Source organism: Pseudomonas hamedanensis (assembly GCF_014268595.2).
Classification (GTDB): domain Bacteria; phylum Pseudomonadota; class Gammaproteobacteria; order Pseudomonadales; family Pseudomonadaceae; genus Aquipseudomonas; species Aquipseudomonas hamedanensis.
The window spans coordinates 3,275,216-3,288,443 of the sequence record NZ_CP077091.1 but is presented as its reverse complement, the minus strand read 5'-3'; the positions used below and the strand labels follow the sequence as shown (position 1 = coordinate 3,288,443).

Annotated in this window: 9 protein-coding genes; 3 read left to right on the top strand and 6 right to left on the bottom strand. The window is 63.2% G+C overall.

The window, feature by feature from the left end; translation table 11 throughout:
* Positions 1-280: 280 nt before the first annotated feature.
* From HU739_RS14275 to HU739_RS14260, 4 genes are all read right to left on the bottom strand, one after another.
* A complete protein-coding gene (locus tag HU739_RS14275) occupies positions 281-1,951 on the bottom strand; it encodes a ShlB/FhaC/HecB family hemolysin secretion/activation protein (protein WP_186547429.1) in 1,671 nt (556 codons plus the stop codon).
* Positions 1,952-2,085: 134 nt separating this feature from the next.
* On the bottom strand, positions 2,086-3,690 hold the full coding sequence (locus HU739_RS14270) for a collagen-like triple helix repeat-containing protein (protein ID WP_186547427.1): 1,605 nt from the start codon (positions 3,688-3,690) through the stop codon (positions 2,086-2,088).
* A 304-nt stretch (positions 3,691-3,994) separates the two neighbouring features.
* A complete protein-coding gene (locus HU739_RS14265; protein ID WP_186547424.1) occupies positions 3,995-4,849 on the bottom strand; it encodes a MaoC family dehydratase in 855 nt (284 codons plus the stop codon).
* A gap of 2 nt (positions 4,850-4,851) precedes the next feature.
* Positions 4,852-6,204: a 3-oxoacyl-ACP reductase gene (locus tag HU739_RS14260; RefSeq protein WP_186547422.1), complete on the bottom strand. Its 1,353-nt coding sequence runs from the start codon at positions 6,202-6,204 to the stop codon at positions 4,852-4,854.
* A gap of 255 nt (positions 6,205-6,459) precedes the next feature.
* Between HU739_RS14260 and HU739_RS14255 the strand changes: the two genes are divergently transcribed.
* The 3 genes from HU739_RS14255 (at position 6,460) to HU739_RS14245 (ending at position 10,412) form a co-directional block, all read left to right on the top strand.
* Entirely contained in the window at positions 6,460-7,737 is a 1,278-nt protein-coding gene (locus HU739_RS14255) for an acetyl-CoA C-acetyltransferase (RefSeq protein ID WP_186547420.1), read from the top strand.
* Between the two features lie 343 nt (positions 7,738-8,080).
* Positions 8,081-8,977, top strand: coding sequence for a PA4780 family RIO1-like protein kinase (locus HU739_RS14250; protein WP_186547418.1), 897 nt, complete (start codon positions 8,081-8,083; stop codon positions 8,975-8,977).
* A gap of 226 nt (positions 8,978-9,203) precedes the next feature.
* A complete protein-coding gene (locus HU739_RS14245) occupies positions 9,204-10,412 on the top strand; it encodes an MFS transporter (protein ID WP_186547416.1) in 1,209 nt (402 codons plus the stop codon).
* On the opposite strand, the gene cueR is transcribed toward HU739_RS14245, so the two are convergent.
* Together cueR and cueA are read right to left on the bottom strand one after the other, a co-directional pair.
* Entirely contained in the window at positions 10,366-10,779 is a 414-nt protein-coding gene (cueR, locus tag HU739_RS14240; RefSeq protein ID WP_186547414.1) for a Cu(I)-responsive transcriptional regulator, read from the bottom strand. The genes HU739_RS14245 and cueR overlap by 47 nt on opposite strands.
* Complete coding sequence (cueA, locus tag HU739_RS14235; RefSeq protein WP_186547412.1) at positions 10,776-13,169, bottom strand: copper resistance metal-translocating P1-type ATPase CueA; 2,394 nt, start codon at positions 13,167-13,169, stop codon at positions 10,776-10,778. The genes cueR and cueA overlap by 4 nt, the downstream gene beginning before the upstream one ends.
* Between the last annotated feature and the right edge of the window lie 59 nt (positions 13,170-13,228).

Here is a 13,228-nt window from a genome sequence, read left to right as displayed (position 1 = left end):
ACTGGCTGCCAGCGAATACGGCCTCACAGCCGACCTGTTTCTTGCAGGATGCACACGATCAAAACTGTAGGAGTGAGCCTGCTCGCGAAGGCGGCCTGACAACCAACCGACCTCTTCCGGATGTACATCAATCCTGTGGAACTGGCTTGCCAGCGATGGCGGCCTGTCAGCGCGATTAATGTTTGCTGAATGGACGCTTTCGCTGGCAAGCCAGCTCCCACAGGGTTTTGCGGTGTCTCAGGAGTTGAGTACACCGCTTCCTCAGTCCCCCCGACAGTACCTACAACTGATAACTGAAACTGATGCTGTACCGCGGCTTGCGATTGAATGTGTCCAAGGCTTCATCCGACATGGCCTTCGCCACTTCCAGCGCGACGTTGTAGTACTTGGCATCGCCGAACCTCAGGCCGACGGCGGTTGAGGACAGGTTGTTGGCCTGCACCGGCAGTTGGTTGAACCAGCTGCGCGAGCGGTCGAGCACCACGTAGGGTTGCAGGATGCGCAGCCAATTGCCGTCGCGGTTGAAACTGTAGTTGACCTCGTAGGCCACGCCCCAACCCTTGTCGCCCGAAGCCTGGTCGTCCGGGTAGCCGCGGCCGAAGTTTTGCCCGCCGAACACCGCTCGTTCGCTGTCCGGCAAGGTGTCGTCGCTCCAGTACAACGCTGCTGACAACACGCCTTGCCAGTTGTCGAGGAACTTGTCGCTCTGCACGCCGGACAGGCGCACGCGGAAGAAATCGAGGTCGATGTCGTCGTAGTTGGTGTGCGCGCCGAGGCTGTCGAAGCCCTGGTATACGCCAGCACTGAGGATGCGCAACTGCCGGGCGTCAGCCTTGCGCCAGTCGCCTTCGAAGGCCAGGGCGCGGACGTCGGTGCGCAACTCGGTGCTGAAGGGAAAGTTGATGCCGTCGTAGCGTGTCTTGTCATCAACCGCATACAGGCGTGAGCCGGCGGTCAGCAGTTCGTTGGCCGAGGCGATCAGGGGCGTGCTGAAGCCGATCGAGTAGCGATCGTTTTCGCGGTGGGTACTCAGGCGTCCGCCACCGCCCACCAGCACTTCGGTGTCGGGATCGGCGCGGTAACGTGAGGCCGAGACGTTGAGTTGCGTGCCCTCGGCGTCGAGGAATTGGCTGTAGTCGAGACGGTAGTAATGCTCTTTGTCATCTCCCGGCGGGAACAGGCCACTGAGGGTCAGTTGCTCGCCCATTGAAGTCTGCGAATTGCTGCTGATCCCGAGCAAGGCCTGCGGGCCGTTGCGGTTGTCTTCGGTGGTGCTCAGGGTGCTGGTGAACGGTTTGCGGCTGGCCTGGGCGACCAGAGTGGTGGCGCCGTCGGTGGTGCCCGGTGGCGGCACTTGCGCTTGCAGCGTCACGCCGGGGATGCGGCTCATCAGCGTGGTGTAGCGCTCGAACGTCTTGCGGGTCAGTGGGCGTTCGGCCTGGATTTTCGCCGCGAGTTTATCGAGCAGGCCTTTGACCCGGCCGACATCGCCCTGCATCTGGATATCGCGCACGTAGCCTTCCACCAGCACCACGCGGGCCACGCCGTCGTCGAAGTTCTGTTGTGGCAAAAACGCGTAGGACAACAGGTAGCCGTCCTGCTGATAGCGGCGGGTGATGTTGCGCGTGGCTTCGATCAGGTCGGCGAGGCTGGCCTGGCGGCCGATCAGGGGTTTGTAGATTTCGGCCAGTTCATTGAGCGGATAGAGCGTGCCGCCTTCGATCTGCACGGTCTTGAGATTGACCTTGGTCTCCAACAGCAAGGGCTGCGCGGCGGTTGCGCCGGGGTCCGGCACTTGTAGCGGCGCCGCACTCGGGCGATAGGCGTCGGCGGGCAGGTTGGGTACGGGCAGGTTGCGGGTGGTTTCGTTGCTGTTGAGGAAGCTGGGCAAGGTGTCGGCGAGGGCAGCGGAACTGAGGCTCAGGCACAGCAGGGATGCCAGTACGCGCATAGGACACTCCATGGTCAGGGCACAGCATTGGGCTGACTTTTCCTAAGAAAAAAGGCGGAAGACTCGTGGGAATCTTCCGCCCTCAACCAAGCGTAGGCGCTGTAGGTAAGGCCGTCGAATCGGCCAGGTGCAATTTAGCGTTGAGTTCCACCCAGCGCGCCGGTCAGGCCGCCGAGCACACCGCCCAGACCGCCGGTGGTGCCGCCAGTGGCAGTGCCGCTGTTGACCAGGCCACCGACCGCCGCCACGGTGCCGCCGACGTTGGTGACCAGACCGCCCACCGCAGTGGTGACTGGATTGTTGGTGGCTGCAATGCTCGTGCCGAGGCTGCTGACCGCACCGCCCACTTGACCGGTGAGGCCTGCGACTGGCGTACCCAGACCGGTAGCGGCACCGACTTGTTGGGTCACGGTAGTGACGGCGCTGGTCACTGGGTTGAGACCGGCGCCCACGGCGGCACCCACGGTTGCTAATGGCGAAGTGGTTGCAGTGATCGGCGTACCCGAGCCGCCGAGTACGGTGTTGAGGGAGGCAATGGTGTTGCCCAGGCCGCCAGCGGTCACGCCGCCGGCACTGACCACGCCGCTGGTGCTGCCGGCATTCAGGCCGCTGCCGACGTTGACCACCGCGCCGCCGACGGTTTGCAGAAGACCGGTGCCACCGAGACCGCCGCCAATTCCGCCAGTGCCGGAGCCAGTGCCGTTAGACACCAGACCGCCCGCTTTGCCGACCGCGGTGCCGGTATTGGCCAGCGCGCCGCCGAGGGTGTTGGTCAGGGCATTGCCGTTGCCGGCCACGGTGACCTTGCCGCCGAGGCCGTTCACGGTGCCGCCGACTTTCGAAATCACCCCTTTGAGCGGATCACCCAGGCCTGTGGCATCGCCGAGTTTGTCGGTGGTGCTTTCGACCATGGCAATCACCGGCACCAGACCGCTGCCGACCTTGTTGGTCAACTGGCTGGTCGGGCCGTTGCTGAGGGTGGTGTTGAGGGTATCGCCAAGCATGGTGACTTTGACGCCGACACCATCGAGTACCGGCGCGACTCTGGTGACCACGCCACCGACCACCGGAATGCTGCCGGTAGCCGTCGCCAGCTTGCCGCTGAGGTCGGACACGCCGTCGCCGACATCCGAAACCACGCCACCGACCGAAGCCACGGTGGTGGTCAGGCCTTTAGGGTCTGTGGCCAGTTTGCCGATGCCGTTGGTGACGCCATCGCCGAGTGTGCTGACGACGTTACCCGCTGTGTTGGCCGCGCTTTGTACAACGCCGCCCACCACCGGGACAGTGCTCAGGGAGTCACCAATCTGGCCGACGCCATCACCGACACCGCTGACGGTTTTGCCGACGTCCTGCACCAGCGTGGTGGTGACCAGCGAAGGGGCGGTCGGATTGGTCGGGTTGGTTGGATCGGTCGGGTCTGTCGGGTTGGTTGGATTAGTCGGATCGGTGCCGCCGCCAGTACCGCCGCCAGTGCCCCCGGTTCCGCCGGTGCCGGCGGTGCCACCGCCAGTTCCTCCCGTGCCCCCGGTTCCGCCAGTGCCTGCGGTATCACCCCCTGTTGTTCCACCGGAACCATCGGTACCGCCAGTACCTCCGGTGCCCGCCGTGCCGTCGGCAGTCGAGCTGCTCGGGGTGCTGCGGTGGCCGCCACCGCCGCTGCTGCAGCCGGCGAGGCCGACAGAAAGGATCAAGGCCAGAGCGATTGCTGATTTGGACCACATCACTTGAGTTTTCATGATTGAGATTCCTGCACCTGTCACAACGTTACGTTGCCTTCGATGGCCCGCCGATCTGTCGTCGGCGATGCCTCGTCCGTGGCTGTAATCTCAGGCGATGGCAGGTTTTGCACCATTCTCAAGTTGGTATTAACCCGTTTATATAGAGGGCCCGGGGCAATGCCGAAGGACTAATACCCAGGTGATAAACGGGCAAAAAAAAGCCTTGAAATTCAAGGCTCGGGATTTTGCAAAAACGCGGGCAGGTCGAGGAAAAACTTAAGTGATATATACACAATTAACGGGTTTCTCTGCCCTCCAAAGTTCAGGCGATCGGTTGCCACTGACCGACCATATGCTCCAGGTCGCCGACGCCGATCAAACGCAACTCACCGCTGGACCCCGCCGCGCTGGCCAGTAATGTCACTTCGCTGGGCAGTCGCACCGGTTTGCGAAAGTGCACAGCGATCTCCAGATTGGCTTTGGGCAGATGATCGGCGAGTGCCGCGACGGTGCGCGCTTTGTTCCACAAGCCATGGGCGATCGCGGTGGGAAAGCCGAACAGCTTTGCGCTCGCGGCACTCAGGTGGATCGGGTTGTAGTCGCCGGAGACTTTCGCATATTGACGACCGATGTCTGTCGGCGCGGCCCAGTGCGCCACGTCCAGCAGGTCCTGCGACGGCTCCCAGTCCTGGGCAGGCGCCTCGGCCTCAAGTTTCACACCGCGACAGAGCATCCGGCTGTCTGCTTCCCATAACGGCCCGAGCTGATCGTCCAGCGTAGTGAGCAGATCGAACGTCGCCCCTTTGGGATGTGGCTGCAGGTTGTGCACCTGCACGCTGACTTGCGCGCGACTGATGCCGCCCATTGGCCGCAACACGCGGATGCGGTTGCTCAGGTGAATCAGCCCAAGCAGCGGAAACGGAAAGTCGTTGGCCGTGAGCAATTGCATCTGCAACGCGAAGGCGAGGACATGCGGGTAGGTCGGCGGCAGCAGGCCGTCATCGGCGAAGCCGCAGACCTTGCGATACGCCGTCAGTCGTTTAGCGTCGATATCGACCCAGCAACGCAAGCCGCTGTCGGGCAGGTGCGTGCCGGTGATCTTGCGGCGTGTCGCGGCCCGTGTGTACAACCCCGGCAGACTCGGTTCGCGGTCCAGCGTGTGCCATTGAATACTCATGCCTAAGCCCCCAGCACGCTTTGTCCACACACCCGCAGCGCTTGCCCGGTGAATGCGCCGCTGCCCGGTTGAGCCAGCCAGGCCACCGCTTCGGCGACGTCTTGCGGCAAGCCGCCCTGGCCCAGCGAACTCATGCGCCGCCCGGCCTCGCGCAGGCCGAACGGAATGTGCGCGGTCATTTGCGTTTCGATGAAGCCCGGGGCCACGGCGTTGATGCTGATGCCGCGGTCCAGCAAGGTCGGCGCCCACGCCTGGGCCAGGCCGATCAAGCCGGCCTTGCTTGCGGCGTAGTTGGTCTGCCCGCGGTTGCCGGCGATGCCACTGATCGAGGCCAGCAGGATGACCCGCGCGTTGTCGCGCAAGGTGCCGCTGTCGAGCAGGGCCTTGGTCAGCACTTGCGGGGCGTTGAGATTGACGGCCAGCACCGCGTCCCAGAATTCCGGGGTCATGTTGGCCAGGGTTTTGTCACGGGTGATGCCGGCGTTGTGCACCAGAATGTCTAGCCCGTCGGGCAGCTGTTCGATCAACTGTGTGGCAGCGTCATCGGCGCAAATATCGAGGGTGATCGCGCGGCCACCGAGGCGCGCAGCCAGGGCTTCGAGGTCAGACTTGGCGGGCGGCACGTCGAGCAGAATGACCTCGGCGCCATCGCGCGCCAGGGTTTCGGCAATCGATGCGCCGATCCCGCGCGCAGCGCCTGTGACCAGCGCCTTGCGCCCGGCCAGCGGTCGGGTCCAGTCGCTCACTTGGGTGGCGCAGGCGCTCAGGCGAATCACCTGCCCGGAGACGAATGCGCTTTTCGGCGAGAGGAAAAACCGCAGCGGGCCTTCCAGTTGGTCCTCGGCCCCGTCGCCGACATAAATCAGCTGCAATGTGGCGCCGCTGCGCAGTTCCTTGGCCAGCGAACGCGAGAAGCCTTCAAGTGCTCGTTGCGCACTGGCGGCGAACGGATCGCGCAGCGTTTCCGGCGCGCGGCCGAGAATCAGCAGATGCGCGCTGTGTTCCAGGTTCTTCATCAGCGGCTGGAAAAATTCACGCAACTGCTTGAGCTGATCGGTGTGCTGCAAGTCGCTGGCATCGAACACCACCGCCTTCAGCTTCGGGCCGTGGCCGGGAATCCACGCTGTTGCCATCGACGGTTCGGTGCCATAGCTGTAGATCCCATCGGTCAGCCGGCTGGCCAGCGTGCTGATCCGCTCGGCCAGCGGCCCGCCACCAATCAGCAGGGCGCCTTCAATCGGCCGCAGGCGCCCGGCCTGCCAGCGCTCCAGCCGCACCGGCGACGGCAGGCCCAGGGCCCCGACCAGACGATGGCCGAAGGATGAGTTGGCGAAGTCGATATAGCGGTCAGACATGGAACGCGCTCCAGAGGTTGGGGTTCAAAGTGTGGACTGCCCGCGGCAATCAATCGTTCGATCGGTGCAATAAGGCCTACGCTTGAACATTCAGGTTTAGCAGGTCTCGCAGAGGAACGCGCTACTGTGGGAGCGAGCCTGCTCGCGAAAGCTCGGCATCAGCCACCAGCGATGCCGGATGTACCGGCCTTTTCGCGAGCAGGCTCGCTCCCACAGGGGACGCATCACATTCGACATTTGGAACAGGAGTTATCCATGACCCAGCTGCGCCGCGTCGCGATCATCGGCGGTAACCGCATCCCTTTCGCCCGTTCCAATGGACCTTACGCCACGGCGAGCAATCAGGCGATGCTCACCGCCGCGCTCGAAGGTCTGATCGAACGCTACAACCTGCATGGCCAGCGCATCGGTGAAGTGGTGACGGGGGCGGTGCTTAAATTGTCACGGGATATGAACCTGACCCGCGAATGCGTACTCGGCTCGCGCCTGTCTCCGGCCACGCCGGCCTACGACATCCAGCAAGCCTGCGGCACTGGCCTGGAAGCGGCGTTGCTGGTGGCCAACAAGATTGCCCTCGGCCAGATCGACTGCGGCATCGCCGGCGGCGTCGACACCACCTCGGATGCGCCGATCAGCGTCAGCGAAGGCTTGCGTAAGATCCTTCTGCAAGCCAACAACGCCAAAAGCATGGGCGCCAAGCTGAAAACATTTTTGCAATTGCGGCCCCGGCACCTGATCCCCGATTTTCCGCGCATCGGCGAACCGCGCACGGGCCTGTCGATGGGGCAGCACTGTGAATTGATGGCGCAGACCTGGAATATCCCCAGAGGAGAACAGGATCAGCTGGCTTTTGAAAGCCACCACAAACTCGCCGCGTCTTACAGCGAGGGCTGGCACAACGATCTGATGACACCGTTTCTGGGCCTGACCCGCGACAACAATCTGCGCCCGGACCTGACTCTGGAAAAGCTCGCCACGCTAAAACCTGCGTTCGAGAAAAGCGCCAGGGGCACGCTGACGGCGGGCAACTCCACGCCGCTCACCGATGGTGCTTCCGTGGTGTTGCTGGGCAGTGAAGAGTGGGCCAGAGAGCGTGGCCTGCCGATCCTGGCTTATCTGCGTGACGGCGAGGCGGCAGCGGTGGACTTCGTCAACGGCGCTGAAGGCTTGCTCATGGCGCCGGTTTACGCCGTCCCACGCTTGCTGGCGCGCAACGGGCTGACCTTGCAGGATTTTGACTATTACGAAATTCACGAAGCGTTCGCTGCGCAGGTGTTGTGCACGCTGAAAGCCTGGGAGGATCCGGAATACTGCAAAACCCGTTTGGGCCTCGACGCGCCGCTGGGTTCGATTGACCGAAGCCGGCTTAACGTGAAGGGCAGTTCGCTGGCGGCGGGGCATCCCTTTGCCGCAACGGGCGGGCGGATTGTCGCTAATCTGGCGAAACTGCTGGATGCGGCTGGCCAGGGTCGGGGGTTGATCTCGATCTGTGCGGCGGGCGGGCAGGGCGTCACCGCCATCATCGAACGTTAATCACGGTTTCAATGTGGGAGCGAGCCTGCCCGCGAAGAGGCCGTGTCAGCCGCCATCACTCCTTCTGACACACCGCTTTCGCGAGCAGGCTCGCTCCCACAGAGTTTTCGGTGCATCGGCAATGTCAGATTCTGTCGCAAATGCCCTTGCCGGCCGATACCAATCAATGTCACGGTCTCGGCTATGATTCGTATCGGTCGCTGCGGCTTGACCGCGTTTGATCCGGCACAGTGTGTGCATCCTCATGGTTCACAGGTCGGCACCCCCTCCCCGTCGGGCGAGGATTGCCGTATAACGAGTGACATTCGCGTGTTTGGTAATAAAGGACCCACAATAAAAGCTGATGAAGACTCCAAAACGCATTGAACCCCTGATCGAGGACGGTCTGGTCGACGAAGTGCTGCGCCCACTGATGAGTGGCAAAGAGGCAGCTGTTTATGTAGTGCGCTGCGGCAATCAGTTACGTTGCGCCAAGGTCTACAAGGAGGCGAATAAACGCAGTTTCCGCCAGGCGGCCGAGTATCAGGAAGGCCGCAAGGTTCGCAACAGCCGTCAGGCCCGGGCCATGGCGAAGGGTTCGAAGTTTGGTCGCAAAGAGACCGAAGATGCCTGGCAGAACGCGGAAGTGGCGGCGCTGTTCCGTCTGGCCGGTGCCGGTGTGCGAGTGCCCAAACCGTACGACTTCCTCGACGGCGTGCTGTTGATGGAGCTGGTGGCTGACGAATACGGCGACGCCGCCCCGCGTCTGAACGACGTGGTGCTGGAACCGGATCAGGCGCGCGAGTATCACGCCTTCCTGATTTCGCAGATCGTGCTGATGTTGTGTACCGGTCTGGTGCACGGTGACCTCTCCGAGTTCAACGTGCTGCTGACACCCACCGGCCCGGTCATCATCGACCTGCCGCAAGCGGTCGACGCGGCGGGCAACAACCACGCGTTCAGCATGCTCGAGCGTGACGTCGGCAACATGGCTGCGTACTTCGGGCGTTTCGCGCCGGAGTTGAAGACGACCAAGTACGCCAAGGAAATGTGGGCGTTGTACGAAGCCGGCACCTTGCACCCGAACAGTGTGCTGACCGGCGAGTTCGACGATCCCGAGGACCTGGCTGATGTTGGCGGAGTGCTCCGCGAAATCGAAGCGGCGCGTCTCGACGAGGAGCGCAAGCAGGCCATTCGCGCGGCGGACGATGCGCCGAAAGGCAAGTCCGACGAACCGCCTCCACCGCCGTGGATGCAGTGATTGTTTGACGGGAAACCCGGCTTCGGCCGGGTTTTTTGTACCTGCGCCATTGGTTAACACCACCGATCCTTGTAGGCCTTCGCCTGCTCGCGATAGCGGTGGATCAATCAACACTGTATTAGCTGATACACCGCTATCGCGAGCAGGCGAAGGCCTACTGGGGTTTGTGGTGTTGCTGAAAGTTGTATGGGAATCTGACCGACCTTCGCACACTCAAGGACTGAATGTGATCACCTCGCGCAACACCCACCTGATCGTCAGTGCCCGGCTGATTTCCGATTTCGGCGCGTTCCTCAACATGGTCGCGCTCGCCACCTATGTCTACCTGCTGAGCAACAGCGCAATGAGCGTCGGCATTTTCCTCGCCAGTCGCGTCGGGGGCGGGATCTTCGCCAGCCTGATCGGCACGTGGTTTTACCGACGCTGGCAGGGCCGCGCGCCGCTGATTGCTTTCGATTTGTTGCGCGCCGTGCTGCTGGGGCTGCTTTTGATCACTCCGGCGAGTCAACAGGCATGGCTGCTGCCGTTCATTGCCTTTGGCCTCGGCCTGGGCAATTCGATGTTCGCCATCGGCCTGAACAGTCAGTTACCGCGTTTGATCCCCGAGCAGCAATTGCTCAAGGCCAACGCCTGGATCACTTCGGCCTCATCCGCAGCGATGGTCGGCGGCAGTCTGGTGTCGGGGTTGCTGGTGGCGGGGTTTGGGTTCGCGACGGTGTTCGCCCTCAATGCCCTGACCTATTTGCTGGCAGCGTTGCTGATCGTGCCGCTGCGCTTTGAAAAGCCGATGGGCAGCGACGTCGCCGAACGCGGTGAATGGACGGCCCTCAAGCAGGGGCTGCGCAGTGCCCCGGTAGTCGCCGCCATGCTTGCAGTGACGATGGCCGATACATTGGGCAGCGCCGCGCACAACGTTGGTTTTCCGATCATTTCGAAGCTGCTTACTCCGGACGCGGCGAGTACCACACTGGGCCTGGCGCTCGCCGTGTGGGCCAGCGGCAAACTGCTCGGCGCGCGCATCGCCAGTCGCCTGAAAGGCTCGGACAAGCGCCATCTCGAACGACGCTTTTTCTGCGGCGTGGCGCTGATGTCGTGCGGTTTCATTCTGATGTTCCAGCAGCACAGCCTCTACGGTCTGTTGCTGTTTGCCTTGCCGGCGGGGCTGGGCGACGGCATTTCCGAAGTGAGTCTACTGTCTCGTCTGCAACGCGAACCGGCGGCCCTGCGCCTGCCGATTTTCAGCGTCCTGACCCTGCTGCAAATGACCGGTTTCGGCATCGGCATGCTGATCGCCGCGCCGTTCTATGCGTGGTGGACGCCGGGGGCCGTGGTCATGCTGTTCCATGGCATTCCCCTCGGCACCCTCTGTGTGGTGAAGGCGCTGGCGCTCAGGCGCGAGCGGGTTGCGCGCAGCAGCCCGACGCCAGTTCCTTGAGGATCGGGCAGTCCGGGCGGTGGTCGCCGCTGCAATGCTCGACCAGATCCTGCAAGGTATCGCGCAGCTCGCCGAGTTCGCGGATCTTCTGGTTCAACTCGTCAATGTGCTGCCGCGCCAAGGCTTTCACATCGGCGCTGGCACGCTGGCGATCCTGCCACAGGGTCAGCAGCTTGCCGACCTCCTCAAGGGAAAAGCCCAAGTCCCGCGAGCGCTTGATGAATGCCAGCGTGTGCAGGTCATCGGCGCCGTAGACCCGGTAACCGCTGTCAGTGCGACTCGCTGCCTTGAGCAACCCGATCGACTCGTAGTAACGGATCATTTTTGCGCTCAGGCCACTGTGCTTGGCTGCTTGGCCGATGTTCATCGGTGCTCCTCCAGGTCTTTGGGTTTCCAGGTTTTCAACAGTAGCGCGTTGCTCACCACACTGACGCTCGACAGCGCCATGGCCGCGCCGGCCAGCACCGGGTTGAGCAAACCAAACGCCGCCAGCGGAATGCCGATCAGGTTGTAGACGAAGGCCCAGAACAGGTTCTGGCGGATCTTCGCATAGGTCTTGCGGCTGATCTCCAGCGCCGCCGGCACCAGGCGTGGATCGCCGCGCATCAGGGTGATGCCGGCCGCGTGCATGGCGACATCGGTGCCGCCGCCCATGGCAATACCGATATCGGCCGCTGCGAGTGCCGGCGCGTCGTTGATGCCGTCGCCGACCATGGCAACCACGCCGGTTTTCTTCAGCTCGGTGACGGTTGCGGCTTTATCGGCCGGCAGCACTTCGGCGTGGACATTGCTGATGCCCAAGGCTTCGGCCACCACACGTGCGCTGCCGCGGTTGTCACCGGTCAGCAGGTGGCTGTGGATATTCCGTGCGGCGAGTTGTTGCACCGCTTGCAGGGCGCCGGGTTTGAGCGTGTCACCGAAGGCGAACAGGCCCAGCACTTTCGGGTCCGGACGTTGTTCGATCAGCCAGGACAGCGTGCGGCCTTCGCGCTCCCAGGCCTCGGCTGATTCGCTCAGGAGACCCGCACTCAAACCGCTTTCGTCGAGCATTCGGCGATTGCCCAGCGCCAGACGCCGGCCCGCAAGATCGCCGGCGATACCGCGACCGGTCAGCGACTGGCTGTCGCTGACATCCGGCACCTTCAAGCCGCGTTCGGCTGCGGCGTCCAGCACCGCTTTGGCCAGCGGGTGTTCACTGCCACGTTGCAGCGCACCGGCCAATGTCAGCAATTGGTCTTCGTCGCCATCGACCGCCGTGAGGTGGGCGATACGCGGCGTGCCGGAGGTCAGCGTGCCGGTCTTGTCGAACACCACACTGCTGACTTCATGGGCGCGCTCCAGCGCTTCGGCGTCCTTGATCAGAATGCCGTGGCGTGCGGCAACGCCCGTGCCGGCCATGATCGCCGTCGGGGTGGCGAGACCGAGGGCGCAGGGGCAAGCTATGACTAAAACGGCAACGGCGTTGATCAGCGCCGTTTCCAGCGGCGCGCCATACAGCCACCAGCCGAGCAGCGTGGCGAGGGCCAGCAGCAAGACCGTCGGTACGAAGATCTGGCTGACTTTATCCACCAGCTTCTGAATGGGTGCTTTCGCTGCCTGGGCGTCTTCCACCAGACGAATGATGCGCGCCAGCACGGTTTCTGCGCCCAGCGCCTGAGTGCGCACGAGCAAGCGGCCTTCGCCATTGATGGCGCCGCCGGTGACCTTGTCGCCCGGTTGTTTCGGCACTGGCAGGCTCTCGCCGCTGATCAGCGCTTCGTCGGCGTGGCTCTGGCCGTCGATGACTTCGCCGTCGACCGGGAAGCGCTCACCGGGTTTGACCAGCACCAGATCATTGAGGCGCAGGGCACTGATAGCGACATCCTGCTCGCGGCCGTCGATCACCTGAATCGCCCGCTCCGGGCGCAATGCTTCCAGCGCGCGGATGGCGCTGGCGGTCTGGCGCTTGGCGCGGCTCTCAAGGTATTTGCCGAGCAACACCAGGGCGATGACCACCGCCGAGGCTTCGAAATACAGATGAGGCATGCGCTCGCCCGCGGTGGCCCATTCGTACAGGCTCAAGCCGTAACCGGCGCTGGTGCCAAGGGCGACGAGCAAGTCCATGTTGCCGGCGCCGGCGCGCACGGCTTTCCACGCCGCCACGTAAAAGCGCGCGCCGAAGATAAATTGCACGGGCGTGGCGAGGGCAAATTGCGCCCAGGCCGGGAGCATCCAATGGATGCCGAACGGTTGCAGCAGCATCGGGGCCACCAGCGGCAGGGCGAGGGCGATCGCGCAGATCAGCGCCCAGCGTTCGCGGAGCAGGCGTTTTTGCTGATCATCCGATTGCGAGCGTTCGGCTTGCCAGACGCTGGCGGAATAACCGGCCTTGCTCACCGCATCGAGCAGGGTTTGCGCATCGACCTGACCGAGCAATTGGAGATGGGCGCGCTCATTGGCCAGATTGACGCTGACGCTGTTCACACCGGGGACTTTTTTCAGGGCGCGTTCGACGCGACCGACGCAGGATGCGCAGGTCATGCCGTCGATACTCAGTTCAAGGGTTTGCCGAGGCACGCTGTAACCGGCGCGCTCCACGGCTTGCATCAGCGCCGGCAGGCTGTCGCCGGGCGCCTGTACCCGCGCCTGTTCGGTGGCGAGGTTGACGCTGACGGCGCTGGCGCCGTTGACTTTGCTCAAGGCCCGCTCGACGCGCCCGGCACAACTGGCGCAGGTCATGCCGGCAATCGGCAGATCGAAAGTGATGGATTCGGACATCGGTCACGCTCCCTGTAGAAGTTGCCTACAGGATCAACCTTGCCACGCGGGCAAGGTCA

What these genes read in the sequence shown, in the direction of transcription:
- HU739_RS14275 (WP_186547429.1), bottom strand. Translation starts at nt 1,951, where the DNA reads ATGCGCGTACTGGCATCCCTGCTGTGCCTGAGCCTCAGTTCCGCTGCC.
- HU739_RS14270 (WP_186547427.1), bottom strand. Translation starts at nt 3,690, where the DNA reads ATGAAAACTCAAGTGATGTGGTCCAAATCAGCAATCGCTCTGGCCTTG.
- HU739_RS14265 (WP_186547424.1), bottom strand. Translation starts at nt 4,849, where the DNA reads ATGAGTATTCAATGGCACACGCTGGACCGCGAACCGAGTCTGCCGGGG.
- HU739_RS14260 (WP_186547422.1), bottom strand. Translation starts at nt 6,204, where the DNA reads ATGTCTGACCGCTATATCGACTTCGCCAACTCATCCTTCGGCCATCGT.
- HU739_RS14255 (WP_186547420.1), top strand. Translation starts at nt 6,460, where the DNA reads ATGACCCAGCTGCGCCGCGTCGCGATCATCGGCGGTAACCGCATCCCT.
- HU739_RS14250 (WP_186547418.1), top strand. Translation starts at nt 8,081, where the DNA reads ATGAAGACTCCAAAACGCATTGAACCCCTGATCGAGGACGGTCTGGTC.
- cueR (WP_186547414.1), bottom strand. Translation starts at nt 10,779, where the DNA reads ATGAACATCGGCCAAGCAGCCAAGCACAGTGGCCTGAGCGCAAAAATG.
- cueA (WP_186547412.1), bottom strand. Translation starts at nt 13,169, where the DNA reads ATGTCCGAATCCATCACTTTCGATCTGCCGATTGCCGGCATGACCTGC.